This window comes from Paraburkholderia jirisanensis (assembly GCF_054782355.1).
The window spans coordinates 619,582-639,506 of sequence record NZ_BAAGSQ010000026.1; the positions used below are offsets into that span (position 1 = coordinate 619,582).

Here is a 19,925-nt window from a genome sequence, read left to right on the forward strand (position 1 = left end):
GCGCGGCGTGGGATGCCGCGAAAGTTGTATGATGATGTTATCTTAGGATGGCGGGTGAAGCAAACCTCAAAAAGCGGCCGGCGCGGCCAGGCGGGTACTTCGCAGCGCCTTCTCTAGCTGCGCGAGCCGCGTCTGGCGGCCTTCTTTTCTTCGTTGATCAGCGGGCGTACCGCGGCGCTGCCGACGCCTTCCCAGAACGACGAATCCGCTTCCTGGATGCGTGCGCCCGCATTGTCGATATGCGTGATCGTGGCTTGCCGCGCCGCAGATGCATCTTGCGCGGCGATCGCATCGAAGATGGCGCGGTGCTCGTTGCGCACCTGCGTCGAGAAATCGTCGCGCCGCGCTTCGTTGGTGCGTGTCACGCGGATCGCCGCGTGGATGAACTGGCTGATGAACTCGATCAGCGACGGATACAGCGGGTTGCCGGTCGCACGCGAAATGGCCATATGGAAGGCGAGGTCTTCATCGACGCCGTCACGTTGCTGTTTGGCTGCCGCGTCGATCGCCGCGAGCGCGCGCTTGATGTCGGCGAGCTGCGTGCGCGTGCGGCGCTGCGCGGCAAGCGCCGCCGCTTCCGCTTCGACGCCGCGGCGCAGTTCGGTGACGCGCAGCACCGCATCGACCGAGTCTTGCGGGTCGACGTCGAGCCGGAACGCGGTGGTGCGGTTCGGTTCGCGCACCACGGTGCCGCTGCCCTGACGCACTTCGACCAGCCCGTCGGACTTGAGCCGCGAGATCGCCTCGCGCACCACGGTGCGGCTTACGCCGAAGCGCTCGCAAATCACCTGTTCGGTGGGCAGCCGAGTACCCGCCGGAAATTCGCCGCCCTTGATCTTGTCGAGCAGCACGGCCGTGACCCGGTCGGCGAGCGTGCCGACATTCGTGATGACAGGCGCGTCGAACGAAGCGGCGGAGCGGGGCAAGGAGGTCGAACTGGCCATGTCGGTATCGGTAGGACGTTGGAGGATTCGCGCAACGGCTGCGCGTTTGACACGGTATCACTTTCTACCTATGATCGATGCGGCATAGATAACACGTATGGTTATCATACAAATTGGTTGCGGGTTTCGCCAGCGGGTCATTCCCTTAGATTCCTTGGGGGCAAGGGCTGAAAGCGGGTATCTACAAGATCAACTCGAAGTTCAAAACGAAGTCCGAAGCGAACTTCAAAACGGACTTCAAAGCGGAAGGCGCAAAGCGCGTCGCAAGGAGACAGCAGGGTGCAGAGCGAAGCAGTCGAAATAGTCACACAAGGTGCGCAGTCTTTCGAAGCGCGCACATACGCAAAGGTTACATGGCGGATCGTGCCGTTCCTGATGTTCTGCTATCTGGTCGCGTATCTGGACCGCGTGAATGTCGGTTTCGCCAAGCTGCAGATGTCGACCGATCTGCACTTCTCCGATACGGTGTACGGCCTTGGCGCCGGCATCTTCTTTATCGCCTATTTCCTCGTTGAAATTCCGAGCAATATCATCCTGCATCGGGTCGGTGCGCGGCTGTGGATGGCGCGCATCATGATTACGTGGGGCGTGATTTCGTCGGGCATGGCATTCGTCAGCACGCCGACCGCGTTCTACGTAATGCGCTTTCTGCTGGGTCTCGCGGAAGCGGGTTTTTATCCAGGCGTGATCCTGTATTTGTCGTACTGGTATCCGTCGCACCGGCGCGGCAAGATGTTCGCGGCATTTGCCGCGGCCGTGCCGCTTTCGGGGCTGATCGGCGGGCCGTTGTCCGGCTGGGTGCTGCATGCGTTCAGTGGCGCAATGAATCACTCGGGCTGGCAGTGGCTGTTTTTCATCGAAGGCCTGCCTTCGATCGCAGCGGGCATTGCGGCGTTCTTTCTGCTTACCGACGGTATCAGCAAGGCGAAGTGGCTGAGCACCGAAGAGCGCGAACTGCTGACCCAGCGCATCAATGAAGATTCAGCCCACAAGGCCGAGCACTCGCTGCGCGAGGTATTCATCAATGGACGCGTGTGGCTGCTGACTGCCATCTATTTCTGCATGATCTGCGGCTTCTATACGGTGGGTTTCTGGCTGCCGACGCTGATCGCTTCGACAGGCGTCACGGATCCGCTGACGATCGGCCTGCTCACGGCCATTCCGTACGGCGCGGCGGTTGTGACGATGCTGCTCGTGTCGCGCAGCGCGGACCGCAAGCGCGAGCGACGCTGGCACCTTGCATTTACCGCGGTGCTTGGCGGTGTGGGGCTCATTATGTCGGCCGCTTTCGGTCACCAGCCGGTGCTCGCGATGATCGGCCTTACGCTCGCAGCGATGGGCGGCCTGAGCACGCTGCCGATGTTCTGGAGCCTGCCGACCGCTTTCCTCGGCGGCTCGGCGGCGGCGGGCGGTATCGCGCTGATCAACTCGTGCGGCAATCTTGCTGGGTTCGTCAGCCCGTATCTGATCGGCTTCATCAAGGACACGACGCACAGCACGAACCTGGGTTTGTATGTGATGGCGGGCGCGCTGTTCGTCGGCACGCTATTGACGTTCAGGGTGCCAGCTAAAGTTGTGAACCGCTGATCGCCGGTTAGCGTGTAAAACGCGCTGCATTGCGCCGGGAAGCGGCGGTGCAGCGCGTTGTCAAAAGGTCGCAGCGGTCTTCAAGCAGGTCTATAAGCACCCCTGCATGAGACGCACACAAGCAGAGCCCGCCGCAACTGCGGCAAGGCGCCTGCATCTCTGGCCTACTGCTTCATCTCTCCCGTCTTGTTCTGTTCCGTGCCTTGCGGTTTCGCCATGCCCTGCTCGCGCTTTTGCATCAGCGAGCCTTGCGCAGAGGATCCCGCGTTCGCCGGATCCGTCATCTGATCCATGCTGCCCGCAGCCTTGCCCGGCTGAATGCCTCGCGCTGCGCCCTGCTCGCTCGAGCCCGCTGCCGCGCCGCCGGTCGAGTTGGTCTGAGCAATCGCCGTTGTGCTTATGCCGCCGACAAGCGCAGCAACACACCATACCGCTGTCAATTTCTTCATAGCCGCCTCCCAGAATGCCGGCGCGCTCTGACGCTGCGCCCGCATTACAGTTCGCGCATGCGGCGTGCCCGCGATCCTGTGGCGACTGCTAATGGCGATGCACCCGTTGAAGACGCACATTGCGCGCTTTCAACGAAGCCGCAAGTGTGACGCGCTGCTCCCAGCTGCGACGCACGAGCCCGCGTCCCATCACTCGTCGGCGGAAGGCGACGCGCCGGGCACCGCAGGCTTGACCGTCGACATCGTGCGCTCGGCCAGCACCGCATCGCGCTTGGCCAGCAGGTGCGCACGCAAAATCGCACTCATGCGCTTACCATCGCGCGACTCGAGCGCTTCGATCATCTGCTCGTGGTCGCGAATCGCGGCATCCCACTTCGGTGTCTGGAAATTGGAGCGAAAACGCAGCGCCTTCAGGCGCCGGTTGATCGACAGATAGGTTTGCCGCAGCGCCGAATTGCGCGCCGCTTCGTTGATCTTGTCGTGAATCGTCTGGTTGCGGCTGTAGTAGCCGGACAGGTCGTTCTGCGCACGGCACGCGAGCATCGCGTAATGCAGCGCCTTGATCTCGGCGATCTCGACCGGCGTGATGCGTTCGCACGCCAGCTCGCCGGAAAACGCTTCGAGCCCGCTCATCAGCTCGAACATCTCGCGAATTTCCGCTTCGCTCATCAGCGACACGGTGGCGCCTTTATTCGGCGAAATATCGATCAGCCCATCGGCAGCCAGCACCTTTAGCGCCTCGCGCAATGGCGTGCGCGAAATGCCGAGCGTCTCGCACAACAGACGCTCGTTCAGCTTCATGCCAGGCGCAAGCAGCCCCTCGACGATAAAGCCGCGCAGGTGGTCGACGACTGTGTCGTGCAGGCGCTGCCGCTCGACCTTGGGCAAGGACGGGGGAAGCATGCCTTTCGGCATGTCAGCATTTTGCATGCAAGACCTCAAGATCCGGGATCGCGGCAATTTTAGCGCAGGCGGGCTGTAAAAGACGTCATCGGGTTTCTACCTGGCGAAAAAGGCCGATTTTCGCTTTGATCGACGGGCGACGTGCGCTAGAGTATTTTGCATGCAAAATTCCAAACCGAGGATGCGCCCATGCTGAAACTCGACTTCCATCCCGCCGGCCGCCACTTTCTGCAGATCCCCGGGCCAAGCCCGGTGCCGGATCGCATCCTGCGGGCGATGAGCTATCCGACCATCGATCACCGTGGCCCCGAGTTCGGCGTGCTCGGTCTGAAGGTGCTCGACGGCATTCGCAAGATCTTCAAGACGTCGCAGCCGGTGGTGATTTATCCGGCGTCGGGTACCGGCGCGTGGGAAGCGGCGTTGTGCAATACGCTGAGCCCCGGCGACGCGCTGCTGATGTACGAGACCGGCCACTTCGCGACGCTGTGGAAGAAGATGGCCGAGGCCCTCGGCCTGAAGCCCGAGTTTCTCGGTTTGCCGGGCGCGGAAGGTTGGCGCCGCGGCGTGCAGGCCGACATGATCGAAGCGCGGCTGCGTGCGGACGCGGGCCATACGATCAAGGCGGTGTGCGTGGTGCACAACGAAACCTCGACGGGTGTCACGTCGGATATCGCCGCAGTGCGCCGCGCGATCGATGCGGCAGGCCACCCGGCGCTGCTGATGGTCGATTCGATTTCGGGTCTGGCTTCGGCCGATTACCGGCACGATGAATGGGGCGTCGACGTGACGGTCTCCGGCTCGCAAAAGGGTTTGATGCTGCCGCCGGGCATCAGCTTCAATGCGTTGTCGCCCAAGGCGCTGAAGGCGAACGAGAGCGCAAAGCTGCCGCGCGCGTTCTGGAACTGGACCGAAATCGTCGAGATGAACAAGCAGGGCTACTGGCCGTACACGCCGAACACGAACCTGCTGTACGCGCTGTCCGAATCGCTCGACATGATTCTTGGCGAGGGGCTCGAGCAGGTGTTCGCCCGGCATCAGCGGCTGGCGGCTGCGTGCCGCGCGGCGGTCAGCGCGTGGGGCCTCGAGATTCAATGTGCGGACCCGGCCGTGTATTCGCCGGTGCTGACCGGCGTGATGATGCCCGAAGGCGTCGATGCCGATGCGGTGCGCAAGCTGATCTACGAACACTTCGACATGTCGCTCGGCACGGGGCTCGGCAAGGCGAAGGGCCGCATGTTCCGCATCGGCCACCTCGGCGAATGCAACGACCTGACGCTGATGGCGACGCTGTCCGGCTGCGAAATGGGCCTGAAACTGGCTGGCGTATCGCTGAAGGCGAGCGGCGTGACGGCGGCGATGGACTATCTGACGAGTCATGTCGCGAAGCCCGCATTGAAGGCGGCCGCATGACGTCGCGTTTGCCGATGCATGCACCGGGCGCGGCGCTCGCGCAGCTGATCCTGAACGCGCGCACGCAACACGTGATGCTCGACACGCTGCCAGAAGACTTACAGCCCGCGAACCAGGACGAAGCGTACGCAGTGCAGTTCGCGACGCTCGATCTGATGCAGGAAGCAGCGGCCGGCTGGAAGGTCGGCGCCAAATCGCCGGACGGTCCGGCGCAAGGCTCGCCGCTGCCGGCTTCGTGCGTGCATCGCAGCGGCGCGCAACTCGCGCGGCGCGAATTCGGCAAGGCCGGGCTCGAACTGGAAATCGCGTTCTCGCTCGGGCGCCGTTTCGCGCCGGCGGATGCGCCATACACAGAGCAACAGGTGCTCGACGCGATCGAATCCGTGCATGCGGCCGTCGAAATCGTGTCGAGCCGCTACAGCGCGTGGCCCAATGTCGACAAGCTGTGGCAGCTCGCGGACTTGCAAAATCATGGTGCGCTGATCGTCGGCGATGGCGTGCCGTACGACGGCCGTTTTCCGTTTGAAGCGCCGTCGCTGCACTTCACGTTCGACGGCGCGCAGGTGTTCGACGGCAAGCCTTCGAACCCGGCCGGCGATCCGCGCCGGCTGCTGGTCTGGCTGATCAATCACGGCACGTCGCGCGGCGTGACGTTCGAGCCGGGCACCGTGCTGACCACGGGCTCATACACGGGGATGTACTTTCCCGATACGGCGGGCGCAGTGCATGGCGCGATCGAAGGTCTGCCGCCGCTGCAACTGACGCTGAGCTGAACCCAAGCCGCTCCCCACTTACCCACTGTTGCGATGCCGATGCTGAACTCTCGCCCCGAAGCACTCGTCAAGCCGATCCATCTGATGCCTGCCGCGGCGCGTGCGCAACCGACGCCGCTGGCTGCGCGTCTTGCCGCCGAGCTGAAGGGCGACGTGCTGTTCGATCGCGCGGCGCGCGGCCGCTACGCGACCGATGCGTCGATCTATCAGATCGTGCCGCTCGGTGTGGTGGTGCCGAAGGATCAGGCGGACCTGACGCTCGCGCTCGATATCGCACGCGATGCCAAGGCGCCCGTGCTCGCGCGCGGCGCGGGTACCAGCCAATGCGGGCAGACGATCGGCGAAGCGCTGGTGATCGATACCAGCAAGTGGCTGAACAACGTGGTCCACTTCGACAAGGACGCACGCACCATCACGGTCGAGCCGGGCATCGTGCTCGATCACCTGAATGCATGGCTGAAGCCACACGGCCTGTGGTTTCCGGTAGACGTATCGACTAGCGCGCAGTGCACGATCGGCGGCATGGCGGGCAACAACTCGTGCGGCTCGCGCTCGATGGAATACGGCATCATGGTGCACAACGTCGAAGCGATCGACGCGGTGCTCGCCGACGGCCACGAGGCACGTTTTACAGCATTGTCGAAGATGACCGCCGATGCGCGCACGCGCGCGCTGGTCGAAGACATCCGCAAGATCGCGCAGCGCGAGCAGGACGAAATGCGCGAGCATATTCCGAAGGTGCTGCGGCGTGTGGCCGGCTACAACCTCGACCTGTTCGATTGCCAGAGCCCGCTGCCGTTTTCCGCGGACGGCGAGCCGAATCTCGCGCATCTGCTGGTGGGTTCGGAGGGTACGCTCGGCTTCAGCCGCACGCTGACGCTGAAACTGTCGCCGCTGCCCGCGCACAAAACGCTCGGCGTGGTGAACTTCCCGACGTTCTACGGCGCGATGGACATGACGCAGCACATCGTGAAGCTCGGCCCGGTCGCAGTCGAACTGGTCGACCGCACGATGATCGATCTCGCGATGTCGAACCCGGCATTTCGGCCGGTGGTCGAAAAGGCGCTGGTCGGCGAGCCGCAAGCGGTGCTGCTGGTCGAATTCGCCGGCGAGAATAAAGACGTGCAGCTCGCGAAGCTTGCTCAGCTAGTCGAACTGATGGCGGACCTCGGCCTGCCCGGCTCGGTGGTTGAAATGCCGGACGCCGCCGCGCAAAAGGCCTTGTGGGAAGTGCGCAAAGCCGGCCTGAACATCATGATGAGCATGAAGGGCGACGGCAAGCCGGTGTCGTTCATCGAAGATTGCGCGGTGCCGCTCGAGCATCTGGCCGAATACACGAGCCGCCTGACCGAAGTGTTCCATCAGAACGGCACCGAAGGCACGTGGTACGCGCATGCGAGCGTCGGCACGCTGCATGTGCGGCCGATTCTCGACATGCGCCGCGACGGCGCGCAGAAAATGCGTGCGATCGCCGAGCAGGCCGCGGCGCTGGTGCGCGAATATAAAGGGGCGTATTCGGGCGAACACGGCGATGGCCTGTGTCGCGGCGAATGGGTTGCGTGGCAATACGGCCCGCGCATCAATCAGGCGTTTCGCGACATCAAGGCGCTATTCGATCCGGACAACCGGATGAGCCCGGACCGCATCGTCAATCCGCCAAAGATGGACGACACCAGCAACTTCCGTTTTCCGCCGACGTATCGCGAGCGGGAATGGCAGCCGCAGCTCGACTGGTCCGCATGGAACGTGACGCGCGATCCGCTGACGGGCGTCGAAAGCGCGCGCGGTTCCGGCAGCGATCGCGCAAGCGGGCTCGCGAAAGCGGTCGAGATGTGCAACAACAACGGCCATTGCCGCAAGTTCGACGCGGGCACGATGTGTCCGAGCTACCGCGTGACCAAAGACGAGCAGCACGTGACGCGCGGCCGCGCCAACACGCTGCGTCTGGCGATGTCCGGGCAACTTGGCGACGATGGTCTCGCGAGCCGCGACGTGAAGGACGTGCTGGACCTGTGCGTGTCGTGCAAGGGCTGCAAGCGCGACTGCCCGACCGGTGTCGACATGGCGCGCGTCAAGATCGAAGCGCGCGCAGCATGGAACGCACGGCACGGCACGACGCTGCGCGAACGGATGATTGCCTATCTGCCGCGCTATGCACGCTACGCGAGCAGCATGCCGGCGCTGGCCGGCTCGCTGGAACGGATGCCGGGACTTGCGCGCTGGGTCAAGACGCGGCTCGGCCTCGCGCCTGAGCGCTCGTTCCCGCGTTTCAAGAAACCTTTCCTGTCCGCCGCTCAAGGTAACCTCGCAACGAACGCAAAGGCGCAAGCAGCAGCGGGCACCAAGGAAGTGCTGCTGTTCGTCGACACATTCAACAACTACATGGAGCCCGACAACGCGCGCGCCGCGCAGCGCGTGCTCGAAGCGGCGGGCTATACGGTGCATTTCAACGTGCAGCGCGGCGAACGGCCGCTCTGCTGCGGCCGTACCTTCCTCGCCGCAGGCCTCGTCGACGAAGCGAAAGCGGAGGCGCGCCGCGCGCTCGATGCGTTGCTGCCGTATGTCGAGCGCGGCGTCGCGATCGTCGGCCTGGAGCCGTCGTGTCTGCTGTCGCTGCGTGACGAGTTTCTCGGCTACGGCTATGGCGCAGCGGCCGAGCGGCTGGCAAGCGCATCGTTCCTGTTCGAGGAATTCCTCGTGCGCGAGAAAGAAGCCGGCCGCCTGACGCTCGCGCTCAAGCCGCTCGCTTCAGGCAAGGCGCTGCTGCACGGCCATTGTCATCAGAAGGCATTCGATGCGATGCGCCCGGTGCAGACCGTGCTCGGCTGGATTCCACAACTGCAGGTCGAAGCGGTCGAATCGTCGTGTTGCGGCATGGCCGGCAGCTTCGGCTATGAAGCAGAGCACTATGCGGCATCGCGCGCAATGGCGGAACTGTCGCTGCTGCCCGCGGTACGCAAGGCAGGCGACGCGATCGTCGTCGCCGACGGCACGAGCTGCCGCCATCAGATCGCCGATGGCGCCAATACCGAAGCGATGCATGTCGCACGGGTGCTGGCCGCGGCGCTGCAGGACAACTGAATCCCGCACTTGTAACATCGCTGCACCCACACACACAGCGGATACACCTAGATAAACCGCGCAATGGAGACACAGTCATGACACGCACGCGTTATTCCCGCATCGGCAGCTCCTAGCAGCTCGTAGCATTCCGCCGCATCACACGCCGCGCGCCAGCGCGCCGGCGCAGTCCGCCTGAGCAGTCGGTTTCACCGCAGCCCGTTATGGCACGTCGCGTGCCGGGGCTGCGCACACACTATCAAGGAGAGGATGATGTTCCGTCGAGCCACGACGCGCGTGCTATTGCTTCTATGCGCGATGTATTTCATCACCTATATCGACCGGGTCAACGTCAGCACGGCCGCGAGCCAGTTCGGCGCGGAACTGGGCTTGAATCATACGCAGGTCGGCTTTGTGTTTTCCGCGTTTGCGTATCCGTACCTGATCTTCCAGATCATCGGCGGCTGGGTTGGCGATCGTTTCGGGCCGCGCCGCACGCTTGGCGTGTGCGCGGTGATCTGGGCCGGTGCAACTATCCTGACCGGTCTCGCCGGCGGCTTCGCTTCGATGATCCTCGCCCGTGTGCTGCTCGGTCTCGGCGAAGGCGCCACCTTCCCGACCGCCACGCGCGCGATGTCGAACTGGATGCGCGCCGACCAGCGGGGCTTCGCGCAAGGCATCACGCACGCCGCATCGCGTATTGGCAATGCAGTAGCGCCGCCGCTGATCGTCTGGCTGATGCTTGCCACCAACTGGCGCGGCTCGTTCATCATCATCGGTATCATCAGTTTCTTCTGGGCGGTCGTGTGGATCTGGTACTTCCGCGACAACCCGCGCGAGCATCCGCGTATCACCGATACCGAATGCGCGACGCTCTCTTCGTATAGCGGCGTCAAGCAGCGCGTGCCGGTGCCGTGGCGAGCACTGCTCGGCCGCATGGCGCCCGTCACGGCCGTGTATTTCTGCTACGGCTGGGTGCTGTGGCTGTTCCTCGGCTGGATTCCGCAGTACTTCCTGCATAACTATCACATGCAGCTCGGCAAATCGGCGCTGTTCGCTTCCGGTGTGTTCTTCGCCGGTGTGCTCGGCGACTGGTTCGGCGGCTCGATCACCGACCGCATTCTGCGCAAGAGCGGCAACGTGCGTCTTGCGCGTAACGTGATGGTGGGCGTCTGCATGTTTTTGACCCTGCTGTCGCTCGCACCGATCATGCTGGTGTCGAACATGTCGATCACGCTGGCCGCGGTTTGCCTGTCCGGCGGTTTCTTCTTCAACGAAATGACGATCGGGCCGATGTGGGCCGTGCCGATGGACATCGCACCGAAACATGCGGGCACGGCGAGCGGCATCATGAACTCGGGGTCGGCGCTGGCGGCGATCATCAGCCCAGTGGTTGGCGGCTGGATGATCGATCGCACCGGCAACTGGAACCTGCCGTTCACGGTGTCGATGGTGCTGATGGCGCTTGGCATCCTGCTGTCGTTCACGATGCGGCCTGACCGCGTGCTCGGCGTCGAGCCGAGCGAAGCGGAAGCGGCCGACGCGCGCAAGTTCGTCTAAGCCGAATTTCCCAGATCTTGAGCAGGACGAATGCTTCAAGACCGATGCGGGTCCACCGAGGCCCGCATCGTTATTCGGACAGCATACGAGTGGAGTGTCGAGTGGCGTGCCTTGCGCATTCAGGCACTGAAACTTCGCTAAAGTTTATTGTAAGCGTGCCGATGACACGCTGGTATGCCGCGCGGAGACGACTACGGAGTACGCGGCATCGATCGTATACATCGGATGACCATGCGAAGAAATCTGTCGATAAGAACATGCCTGACGCTAATGGTGGTCGCATTCGCCGTTACGCTGATGATCGGCGCGGCGATCGGACTTGCCGCGCTGCGCGCTGAGAACCACGCACTTCAACAAACCTACACAGTCGATACGCCGGCGGTCGCGAATCTGGAAAACAGCGCAGGACAACTGCTGCGTTTGCGTCTTGCACTTGCCACCTACTCGTCGCTGAATGACCTGCACGATGCCAAAGGTGCCGACGCGGTGCTGAAGCGTTCGGACAAATACCTCGAAATCTCCAACGACAAGCTGGCGAAATTTCTTGCCGTCGCGGTAGACAGCGACGCGGCGCGCACGCTGATCCAGCAGATGCAGGACGCGCGCAACACGTTGTTGAAGCAAGGCGTGGAACCCGCACTTGCAGCGTTGCGCGGCGGCGACAAAGACACCTTCCTGCAGATTCAGGCATACAAGCTGCCGTCGCTGTACAGCGCATTCGAAAAGGCGATGCTCGCCGTCGAGAAAGTGCAAATGGATCAGGGCGAGGACCGTTACCGCACCGCACAGCAGCAGTTCTCGCTGGTCACGACGCTGGTCGCGGCTGGTCTCGTGGCGGCACTCGCACTCGCATGGCTGATGCGCTTCGTGCTGGCGCGCGCCATCGTCAAACCCGCCGACGCGGCAGTCGCGCATTTCGAGCGGATCGCCGCGGGCGATCTGGGCGGCCAGATCGTGGTGGCCAGCAGCAACGAAATGGGCGTGCTCACTGCCGCATTGAAGCGCATGCAGGAAGCGCTGATCGCGACCGTCGGCGACGTGCGCAGCGGTGTGCAGTCGATTCATACGGGCGTCAGCGAAATTGCAGCGGGCAACGCAAACCTGTCGCAGCGCACCGAAGAGCAGGCCGCGTCGCTCGAACAGACAGTCGCAAGCATCGAACAGTTGAGTGCGACGCTCAAGCAGACGGCCGACAGCGCGAAGCTCGCCAGTTCGCTGGCCACCGGGGCGTCGTCGCTTGCGAGCCAGGGCGGCGAACTGACGCGCGATGTAGTGGGCGCGATGGCGCATATCGTCACCGATTCCCACAAGGTGGGCGACATCGTCGGTGTGATCGAAGGCATCGCGTTTCAGACCAACATTCTGGCGCTGAACGCGGCGGTCGAAGCGGCGCGCGCCGGCGAGAACGGCCGCGGCTTCGCGGTGGTAGCGAGCGAAGTGCGTTCGCTCGCGCAGCGCAGCGCATCGGCGGCCAAGGAGATCAAGGATCTGATCGGCGCGTCGACTGGACGCATCGAGGCGGGTTCGGCGCTGGTGTCGCGTTCGGGCGACACGATGCGTGAGATTCTCGACGCGATCTCGCGCGTCAGCGCAATCATGAACGAGATCGAAACCGCGTCTTCGGAGCAGAGCGCGGGCATCGGTCAGATCAATGTCGCGATCGCGCAGATGGACCAGGTGACGCAACAGAATGCGGCGTTGGTCGAACAGGCCGCGGCGGCAGCCGGTGCGCTGGAAGAGCAGGCGCACCGGTTGAATGCAGCGGTGGCGATTTTCGAACTGGGCGGCACGCGTGCGAACGTGCCGGCGCTGCATTGAGAGGCTGCACGGTGGGTACGCGGTTGCGCTGTGTCTGACCCGGCGTTGGCACACATACCCAGTGCCGGGATGACGCTACGCGGGCGGCGCATGGTTTTGCAAGGCGCCTAACGTCGATGCCCGGCGCTGCTCGTATTTGCGCACGAGTTCCCATGTCTCGTCCGGCACCCGATAGTTCGAGGTAGCGATCGTGCGAGTGAAGTGCGCCTGGCCAGCGTCCGGCGACAGGCGCTCGGCCCGAACCGCCGATGTGCCGCCGAGCGTGCGGACCTCCAGTGTTCCGGGCGCTTCGGATACGGCATAGAAGCCATCTTTGAATAGCCATGCCGCGTTGTGCGCGCGCAGCCAATCTGCGGTTTTGCGCATTTCGGCAGGGGCGAAGCGCGGCAGGTAGTCGAGAAAGCGTTGATCGATGGAGCCCCCTGGTATCGCGGTAACGAAGTGTGTCGCCGAGCGCGGCAGTGCACTATCCGGGTCTGTGTAGAACGCATAGAGCTGTTTTGCGCTGCCCACGGATCTGCTTCTGAAAGTATGTGTATTGACGCGGGGCGGCGCTACGTTGGTGCCGTCGGCCTTCTTGAAACTCCATTGACTTCGCGGCCCGCGATCGTAGTCCACGAACGGTGTATACGACGACAAGCCGGTTGTCAGGTATTTGCCGTCTTCCTGATGCACCAGATGTCCGCGGACATATTCGAATATGCCGTTAAGCGTTGCATTGTCTGTGGGCGGCGGTCCTGCATAGACATAGCCATTGCTGTCTACCCGCAGGACCTTGTTGGGGGCGTCTGCAACATGAAGGCGGCCGGCGTCGGACAGTACGAAGAAATGCTTGTTGTCCTTCGCTTGTGCAGACGGCGCGTACATCGTGTTCACGTAGACGTCGTTCTGGCCGTTCAGATAGATTTGCGTTTGCGACCAGTCGTACGCGCTATAAGCCTGCAGCTTCATTAACCCACGGTAGTCGAGATTGGCCCGTTGGCGGCTCGCGATATCGCGCACCTTCTGCCATGCGTGATCGTAGAACAGCGCGTGTGAGAAATTTGGCCCGGTTCTGAATGCGCGAGTCGGAACCGGGCCGGACGGATTCAGTACGTACGGTGCAAAGGAAGGCGCCTGCCATACATCGCTATCGATAGGAAAGCGCGCGAGTTGAGGCTGTGCTCCGGACGTCGAGGTCTGGTCGAAGATGTCCCACCGGTAGTCGGGGTTCGCAACATAGGGGCCAGGCACGCCGTTCCTGACGACGCTCCAGCCGCGAATCTGCGCGTATTCGAGGCGGCCCATTGCCGCGATCTCGTCATTGGCCTGGCCTTTCGAGTACCTGCCGAGCGTGTCGTTGACGTCCACCATGTTCGGGGTCGGCGCGACGAAGTAGACGAAGCAGTCGCGCTCGGGCGACACGCGGGGTAGGCGATTGAGCGCAGTCTGTTCGCTACGGAATGTGCCGAGATAGCCGGCACTGTCGATCAGATACGGATGTGCGGCCACGTCGGCGTTGTGCAATTGCAGATTGATGTTGGCGAGTTTCGTGCGTTCGCAACTAAAACCACTGGATTTTTTCAGGTCCGCTGGACTGACGGTCGACGGCCGAAACGTACACGGCGGTTGTCGGCTATGGTCGGCGTTTGACGCACGGCGAACTTCGTCGTGCCGCGTGTCGTCTGCTTCAGGGAACAGCGGCAATGGCGCGGGCGCGGTTGGCGGTGCGAAATGCGGTAGTACCTCGGTGTTGCCGAGCAGCCGTTCGACGGCGCCCAGTTCGATGCCGCCTGACGCGGTGCGTTCCGCGGAGCTGTCTGGGGCAGGCGCAGGACTGTTGCCTGAAGCGGCAGTGTTCAGGTAATAACTCGTGCTGGCCCGGTTGACGCCGCCAAAATCCGCATAGCCATAGCCGAATATGCCGCGCCATGCGGACGCCATCTCAGCAAAGTTGTCGTATCGGAATACACCTACGTCCGGGTCGTAAATTTCGTACTGGTCGGTCCTGAAATCGGTGGTTCGTTGCAGGCGCTGCACGATCACCGCGTGAGACTCGGCAGCGCTCGCGCGAGTTTCGCCGGCGGCGAGGCCGGCATCGTCCGGGGCCTGGCGAAAACCGAGGCTGACGACCGCGAAGTCGGTCCGATAGCCAATCTGTGCGACGTCGCCACGATGCGGCCGGCTGAAGGCGCGCTCGAGGTCCTGAACCAGGCGGTCTGCCGAAGCGGCGTTCTCAATGCCGTCGCGCCGCAAATAACCGTCCAGCTCACCGACCAGCCCATGTTCGTTGGCCTGCTGAAGGGCCGTCATGTCGAAGCGCGCGATTATCCTGTCGATCGGGTCGGTGAACTGGCGCCAGGTGCGCCTGGTTGCGTGTGTGAGATCGGGGGAGCTGCCTTGTGCGATTTCGTTCAACGCGTACATCGGTAGCCCGGGACCGGCAATGGGCGGGTTCGAGCCGCCTGCAGCAGCGGCGATTGCTTCGCGCGACAGACGGTTCGCCGCATCCGACGAGACCTGATACGCTTCACGTGTTGCCGATGCGGGTAACGGATCGGCCGGTATCGGCTCTTCCCGGTTATCCGCAGGCTGTATCCATTGCGCCGAACCGGGTTGCGGAACGGCGCTGCCTGGGCTCGACAAGCTGTAGAACTGGATCTGATCGGGCGTCAACTGATGCCCTTCGCTGACAAAGGCGTCTTCGATGTACTGCCGGAGCCCGTCGTACATTCTCATCGGGTTGGCAAAGACGAACACCCCGTTGTTCGGATCGAACAACGCGTAGCGGTTGTCCAGCATTCGCTCTATCAGCAACGCATGTCCGACGCGTCGGCTTTGACCCGCAACCGGACCCGCATCGAGACGAATATGCGCGATGTCTCCTTGTCTGAGGCGCGTCGTCAGGTCGGTGAGCATCCGGTGGACCGTGAGCACGCGCGTGACCGCGACGCCAGGTGTTTCGCCCGTGCCTCGCAACGGGTTCTGGTACGCAACGGGTGCACCGTCTGCCGAATAGCGGCGAAATCCCAGCGAGGTCGAGCTTTGCTGGAATGCTCCGATGCGGCCGAACAGATCGTGTGCGGTGTTGGTGGAGCGCGTGTTTGCCGCGGTTTCCATTTCGTACACGGCCTGGAGCAAAGACGGGAACACGGTTGGGTCGCGGTCGAGGAAACGTGCTGCTTCCCGTACCCAGCCTTCACAGGAGCCACGACGACCGTCGGCGATTCTTTCTGAGTAGTTGGCCTGATCGAACGGATAGTAGGCGAACGCCATCCGCCTGAGCGCTTCGCCGCCGCCACGCTCGCGAAATGGCGATTGGTCTTCCGGTTTGCCCTGGTTGCCACCGCGTGCGATGCGCGTGGGGTCTGTCGATACAGCGGCTGTCGGTACAGCTGCGGTGCGCCTGCTCTCGTCGGCCGCACGCGATGCGTGCTCGTGTCGAACCGCTGTGGGTGGTTCCCGAACCGTGTCGGGCGCGCGTGCGTGTGGGTGTCGAAGCGGTGGGTCGTCCAGCGGTTCTTGCGCGAAACCGGCAGCAGTCGGGCTGTTGGGCTGAATGTGCATGGCGGTACCTGTCGAATCGACGAGCAAGCGATGCCGCCGATTTCAGCATGCATCCGCGTACTGCATGTAATGACGGCTCATTGCGATATCGCCGGCGCGATCGTTTCGCGATTCATCGACGCTTCGACCAGTGAACGCGTATAGGGATGTGCCGGTTGCCGCAGTACTTGCAGCGTCTCGCCAGATTCGACGATGCGCCCTGCCTTCATCACGACGATGCGATGCGCCATCGCGCGCATCACGGCGAGGTCGTGCGTGATGAACAGATAGCTCAATGCGTATTTCTTCTGCAGCTTCGTCAGTAGCGTCAGCACCTGTTGCTGGATCGATACGTCGAGTGCGCTGGTGGGCTCATCGAGAATCAGCAGTTCGGGTTCGACTGCGAGTGCGCGTGCAATCGCGATGCGTTGCCGCTGCCCGCCGGAAAACTCATGCGGATAGCGCTGCATGGCATCGGCGCTCAAGCCGACTTCTTCCAGCAAGGTGGCCACGCGTTGACGTCTGTCGCGCGCCGCGACTTCGGGCCGATGCACGGCAATGCCTTCGCCGACGATCTGCCCGACCGTCAGACGCGGCGACAGCGAGCCGAACGGATCCTGAAACACGACCTGCATCCTGCGATATAACGCGCGCCGCGACATGGCGGACGAAAGCAGAGAACGCGGTGCACCGTCGATATGAATGTGCCCGGCGGTAGGCGCTTTCAGCCCAAGTACGGCCGCTGCCAACGTCGACTTGCCCGAACCGGATTCGCCGACGATGCCGAGTGTTTCACCGTACCGCAGCGATAACTCTGCGCCTTCGACCGCTCGGAATGACGCCCCCGCGGACGCGCGTCCGAATAGCGCGCGCCAGCCTTTCGGATGGGTTCGATAGTCGACGTCGAGACCTTGCACATCGAGCACGCGCCGCGCGTGCGGTGCAACGGGTTCGATTGCGCGATGCGGTTCGCTGTTTAGCAGCCTTTGCGTATACGGATGCTGTGGGTTGGCGAACAGCGCATCGGTCGCGCCGGTCTCCACCAGCACGCCGCGCTCCATGACCGCAACGCGCTGTGCGAAGCGTCGCACCAGATGCAGATCGTGCGTGATCAGCAGCACGGCCATGCCGCGTTCGGCCGCCTCCTGCTGCTGTAGTTCGAGCAGCAGCTCGACGATCTGCTGCCGTACCGTCACGTCGAGCGCGGTGGTGGGCTCGTCCGCAAGCAACAGGCGCGGCCGGCACGCCAGCGCCATCGCGATCATCGCGCGCTGCCGCTGGCCGCCGGACAACTGATGCGCAAAGCTGTCGATGCGCCGCTCCGGCTCGGCAATGCCGGTGCGCCGCAGCAGCTCGATGCCGCGCGAGCGCGCCGCATTGGGACGCAACCCTTCGTGAATCCGCAGGCTTTCCGCAATTTGCCGGCCGATCGTGAAGAGCGGATTGAGCGCGGTCATCGGCTCCTGGAAGACCATCGCGATGTCCTTGCCGCGCAGGCCGCACATCTGCTGTTCGGACTTCTTCAGCAGATCGTCGCCTTCCAGCAGAATGCGGCCGCTCGCATGCGCGTGTTCCAGCAGGCCCAGTATCGATAGCGCAGTCACGCTTTTGCCGGACCCCGATTCGCCGACCAGCGCAACGCGTTCGCCGCGTGCGATGCGCAGATTCAGGTCGTCGACTACCCGGCGATCGCCGAAATGTAGCGTCAGATGCTCGATTTCAAGCAGCGGCGCAGTTGCCATCGCAGTGATCTTTGCAGTCATCGCCGGCCTCCGAACGCCGAACCGCGCGAGCGCGTATCGAGCGCATTGCGCAGCGCGTCGCCCATGAACGTGAGCAGCAGCAGCGTGATCACCAGCGCCGCGAACGCGGACACGGGGATCCACCATGCGTCGAGATTGTCCTTGCCTTCCTGCAGCAATTCGCCGAGGCTCGGCATCGGCGGCGGCACACCGAGGCCGAGAAAATCGAGGCTCGTCAGCGCCAGAATCGCCGCGCTCATGCGGAACGGCAGGAACGTGATGACCGGCGTCAGGCTGTTCGGCAGCACATGGCGCCAGATGATCTGCCAGTTCGACAGTCCCATCGTGCGGGCCGCCTTGACGTAATCGAGCGCGCGGTTGCGCAGGAACTCGGCGCGCACGTAGTCCGACAGCACGAGCCAGCCGAACATCGACAGCAGAATAAACAGCAGCCACAACCCCGGCTCGAAGATCGAAGCGAAGATGATCAGTAGATACAGGTCCGGCATCGAACTCCACACTTCGATCAGCCGCTGACCGATCAGATCGGTGCGGCCGCCGTAAAAGCCTTGTATTGCGCCGGCCAGCGTGCCGAGTGCGACGCCGGACACGGTCAGCGCCAGCGCCATCAGCACTGAGAGGCGGAAGCCATACAGCAGGCGCGCCAGTACGTCGCGGCCGAACTTGTCGGTGCCGAGCCAGTTGCTCGCGGACGGCGGCGCGGGGTACGGCCGCGTGGCGAAATAGTCGACTGTGTCGAAGTAGTAGCGGTTCGGCGGATAGATCGCGAAATTGCCGTTGGTTTCCAGCTTGTCGCGAAGATACGGATCGAGATAGTTGGTGCGCGCGGCGAAGTCGCCGCCGAACCGCGTCTCCGGATAGTCGCGCACGATCGGGAAGTAGTAGTGGCCGTCGTAGCGCACGACGAGCGGCCTTTCGTTGGAAAGCACTTCGCCTAACAGGCTCAGTGCAAACAGCGTGCAGAAAATCACCAGACTCCAGTAGCCGAGCCGCTGGCGGCGAAAGCGTTGCCACGTGCGGCGCCACGGCGACACCGGAAGTGATGCCGCGGCGTCGTGCAAGGTGGTTGCGCCCGCAACTTCAGCGGTCGTGGCGATCGAACTGGATGCGCGGGTCGACAATGGCATAGCAGACGTCAGCAATGAGTTTGGTGATGAGGCCAAGCAGCGTGAACAGAAACAGCGAGCCCAGCACCACGGGGTAGTCGCGGCGGATCACCGCGTCGTACGACAGTTGGCCCATGCCGTCGAGCGAGAACAGCGTCTCGATCAGCAGGTTGCCGTTCAGGAAAGCGCCGACGAAGGCTGCGGGCAAGCCGGTCAACAGCGGAATCGCCGCGTTGCGCAGCACGTGCTTCCACAGCACGCCGCGCTGCGAGACACCCTTTGCGCGCGCAGTGAGCACGTATTGCCGGCCGATTTCCTCGAGAAACGTGTTCTTCGTCAGCATCGTGACGATCGCGAAGTTGCCGACCACCGCCGCGCTTACCGGCAGCGCGATGTGCCACAGATAGTCGAGCAGCTTGCCCACTGCCGACAGGTCGTCGAAGTTGTCCGATGTGAGGCCGCGCATCGGAAACAGCTGCCACAACGTGCCGCCGCCGAACAGCATCAGCAGCAGCACGCCGAACACGAAGCCGGGAATCGCGTAGCCGGTCAGCACCAGCACGCTGGTCGCGGTATCGAAGCGTGTGCCGTTGCGCACGGCTTTCGCAATGCCGAGCGGCACCGCCACCACGTAGGTGAGCAGCACGGTCCATATGCCGAGCGTCAGCGATACCGGCAGCTTCGACAGGATCACCTGCCAGACGCTGCGGTGCTGATAGTACGACTGGCCAAGATCGAAGCTCGCGTAATGCTTCAGCATGGTCCAGTAGCGCTCGAGCGGCGGTTTGTCGAAGCCGTATTGCTGCTTGATCTGTGCAATCTGCTGCGGGTCGACGCCCTGGCTGCCGTGATACCCGCCGGCTGCGGCGCGGCCTTCGCCACCGTGCGGCGTGCCGTGGCGCAATTGCATGACCAGCTGCTCAACCGGGCCGCCCGGCACGAACTGGGTGACGACGAAGGTCAGTGTAATCACGCCGAGCAATGTGGGCACCATCAGCAGCACGCGGCGCAGGATGTAGATGAGCAT

13 protein-coding genes are annotated in these 19,925 nt (G+C 63.2%); 6 read left to right on the forward strand and 7 right to left on the reverse strand.

The genetic code is table 11. The features are described 5' to 3' along the window. Positions 1-113 precede the first annotated feature (113 nt). On the reverse strand, positions 114-944 hold the full coding sequence (locus tag ACYVNQ_RS19185; RefSeq protein ID WP_460904143.1) for a FadR/GntR family transcriptional regulator: 831 nt from the start codon (positions 942-944) through the stop codon (positions 114-116). A 279-nt stretch (positions 945-1,223) separates the two neighbouring features. On the opposite strand from ACYVNQ_RS19185, the gene ACYVNQ_RS19190 reads away from it, so the two are divergent. Then, positions 1,224-2,531, forward strand: a complete 1,308-nt coding sequence (locus ACYVNQ_RS19190; protein WP_460904144.1) for an MFS transporter — start codon at positions 1,224-1,226, stop codon at positions 2,529-2,531. Between the two features lie 164 nt (positions 2,532-2,695). On the opposite strand, the gene ACYVNQ_RS19195 is transcribed toward ACYVNQ_RS19190, so the two are convergent. Both ACYVNQ_RS19195 and ACYVNQ_RS19200 read right to left on the reverse strand, forming a co-directional pair. Then, positions 2,696-2,980: a hypothetical protein gene (locus ACYVNQ_RS19195; protein WP_460904145.1), complete on the reverse strand. Its 285-nt coding sequence runs from the start codon at positions 2,978-2,980 to the stop codon at positions 2,696-2,698. Positions 2,981-3,169: 189 nt separating this feature from the next. Further along, positions 3,170-3,910, reverse strand: coding sequence for a GntR family transcriptional regulator (locus ACYVNQ_RS19200; RefSeq protein ID WP_460904146.1), 741 nt, complete (start codon positions 3,908-3,910; stop codon positions 3,170-3,172). Positions 3,911-4,072: 162 nt separating this feature from the next. Between ACYVNQ_RS19200 and ACYVNQ_RS19205 the strand changes: the two genes are divergently transcribed. The 5 genes from ACYVNQ_RS19205 (at position 4,073) to ACYVNQ_RS19225 (ending at position 12,504) form a co-directional block, all read left to right on the forward strand. Then, positions 4,073-5,293 carry a pyridoxal-phosphate-dependent aminotransferase family protein gene (locus ACYVNQ_RS19205; protein ID WP_460904147.1) on the forward strand — a complete coding sequence of 407 codons (1,221 nt, stop codon included), beginning with the start codon at positions 4,073-4,075 and terminating at the stop codon, positions 5,291-5,293. Beyond that, positions 5,290-6,066 (forward strand): 2-keto-4-pentenoate hydratase, encoded by a 777-nt coding sequence (locus ACYVNQ_RS19210; protein ID WP_460904148.1) that lies wholly within the window; start codon positions 5,290-5,292, stop codon positions 6,064-6,066. The genes ACYVNQ_RS19205 and ACYVNQ_RS19210 overlap by 4 nt, the downstream gene beginning before the upstream one ends. A gap of 39 nt (positions 6,067-6,105) precedes the next feature. Then, complete coding sequence (locus tag ACYVNQ_RS19215) at positions 6,106-9,147, forward strand: FAD-binding and (Fe-S)-binding domain-containing protein (protein ID WP_460904149.1); 3,042 nt, start codon at positions 6,106-6,108, stop codon at positions 9,145-9,147. A 249-nt stretch (positions 9,148-9,396) separates the two neighbouring features. Next, positions 9,397-10,686 carry an MFS transporter gene (locus tag ACYVNQ_RS19220; RefSeq protein ID WP_460904150.1) on the forward strand — a complete coding sequence of 430 codons (1,290 nt, stop codon included), beginning with the start codon at positions 9,397-9,399 and terminating at the stop codon, positions 10,684-10,686. A 231-nt stretch (positions 10,687-10,917) separates the two neighbouring features. Next, positions 10,918-12,504 (forward strand): methyl-accepting chemotaxis protein, encoded by a 1,587-nt coding sequence (locus tag ACYVNQ_RS19225; protein WP_460904960.1) that lies wholly within the window; start codon positions 10,918-10,920, stop codon positions 12,502-12,504. Between the two features lie 75 nt (positions 12,505-12,579). On the opposite strand, the gene ACYVNQ_RS19230 is transcribed toward ACYVNQ_RS19225, so the two are convergent. The 4 genes from ACYVNQ_RS19230 to ACYVNQ_RS19245 all read right to left on the reverse strand — a co-directional run bounded on the left by ACYVNQ_RS19230 (position 12,580) and on the right by ACYVNQ_RS19245 (position 19,925). After that, on the reverse strand, positions 12,580-15,759 hold the full coding sequence (locus ACYVNQ_RS19230; protein WP_460904151.1) for an enterotoxin A family protein: 3,180 nt from the start codon (positions 15,757-15,759) through the stop codon (positions 12,580-12,582). 368 nt (positions 15,760-16,127) lie between these two features. Further along, complete coding sequence (locus tag ACYVNQ_RS19235) at positions 16,128-17,792, reverse strand: ABC transporter ATP-binding protein (protein WP_460904152.1); 1,665 nt, start codon at positions 17,790-17,792, stop codon at positions 16,128-16,130. Continuing rightward, entirely contained in the window at positions 17,789-18,919 is a 1,131-nt protein-coding gene (locus ACYVNQ_RS19240; RefSeq protein ID WP_460904153.1) for an ABC transporter permease, read from the reverse strand. The genes ACYVNQ_RS19235 and ACYVNQ_RS19240 overlap by 4 nt, the downstream gene beginning before the upstream one ends. After that, positions 18,873-19,925, reverse strand: a complete 1,053-nt coding sequence (locus tag ACYVNQ_RS19245) for a microcin C ABC transporter permease YejB (protein ID WP_460904154.1) — start codon at positions 19,923-19,925, stop codon at positions 18,873-18,875. Before ACYVNQ_RS19245 ends, ACYVNQ_RS19240 begins: the two co-directional genes overlap by 47 nt.

What these genes read in the sequence shown, in the direction of transcription:
- ACYVNQ_RS19185 (WP_460904143.1), bottom strand. Translation starts at nt 944, where the DNA reads ATGGCCAGTTCGACCTCCTTGCCCCGCTCCGCCGCTTCGTTCGACGCG.
- ACYVNQ_RS19195 (WP_460904145.1), bottom strand. Translation starts at nt 2,980, where the DNA reads ATGAAGAAATTGACAGCGGTATGGTGTGTTGCTGCGCTTGTCGGCGGC.
- ACYVNQ_RS19200 (WP_460904146.1), bottom strand. Translation starts at nt 3,910, where the DNA reads ATGCAAAATGCTGACATGCCGAAAGGCATGCTTCCCCCGTCCTTGCCC.
- ACYVNQ_RS19205 (WP_460904147.1), top strand. Translation starts at nt 4,073, where the DNA reads ATGCTGAAACTCGACTTCCATCCCGCCGGCCGCCACTTTCTGCAGATC.
- ACYVNQ_RS19210 (WP_460904148.1), top strand. Translation starts at nt 5,290, where the DNA reads ATGACGTCGCGTTTGCCGATGCATGCACCGGGCGCGGCGCTCGCGCAG.
- ACYVNQ_RS19215 (WP_460904149.1), top strand. Translation starts at nt 6,106, where the DNA reads ATGCTGAACTCTCGCCCCGAAGCACTCGTCAAGCCGATCCATCTGATG.
- ACYVNQ_RS19220 (WP_460904150.1), top strand. Translation starts at nt 9,397, where the DNA reads ATGATGTTCCGTCGAGCCACGACGCGCGTGCTATTGCTTCTATGCGCG.
- ACYVNQ_RS19225 (WP_460904960.1), top strand. Translation starts at nt 10,918, where the DNA reads ATGCGAAGAAATCTGTCGATAAGAACATGCCTGACGCTAATGGTGGTC.
- ACYVNQ_RS19230 (WP_460904151.1), bottom strand. Translation starts at nt 15,759, where the DNA reads ATGGCGTTCGCCTACTATCCGTTCGATCAGGCCAACTACTCAGAAAGA.
- ACYVNQ_RS19235 (WP_460904152.1), bottom strand. Translation starts at nt 17,792, where the DNA reads ATGACTGCAAAGATCACTGCGATGGCAACTGCGCCGCTGCTTGAAATC.
- ACYVNQ_RS19240 (WP_460904153.1), bottom strand. Translation starts at nt 18,919, where the DNA reads ATGCCATTGTCGACCCGCGCATCCAGTTCGATCGCCACGACCGCTGAA.
- ACYVNQ_RS19245 (WP_460904154.1), bottom strand. Translation starts at nt 19,925, where the DNA reads ATGCTCATCTACATCCTGCGCCGCGTGCTGCTGATGGTGCCCACATTG.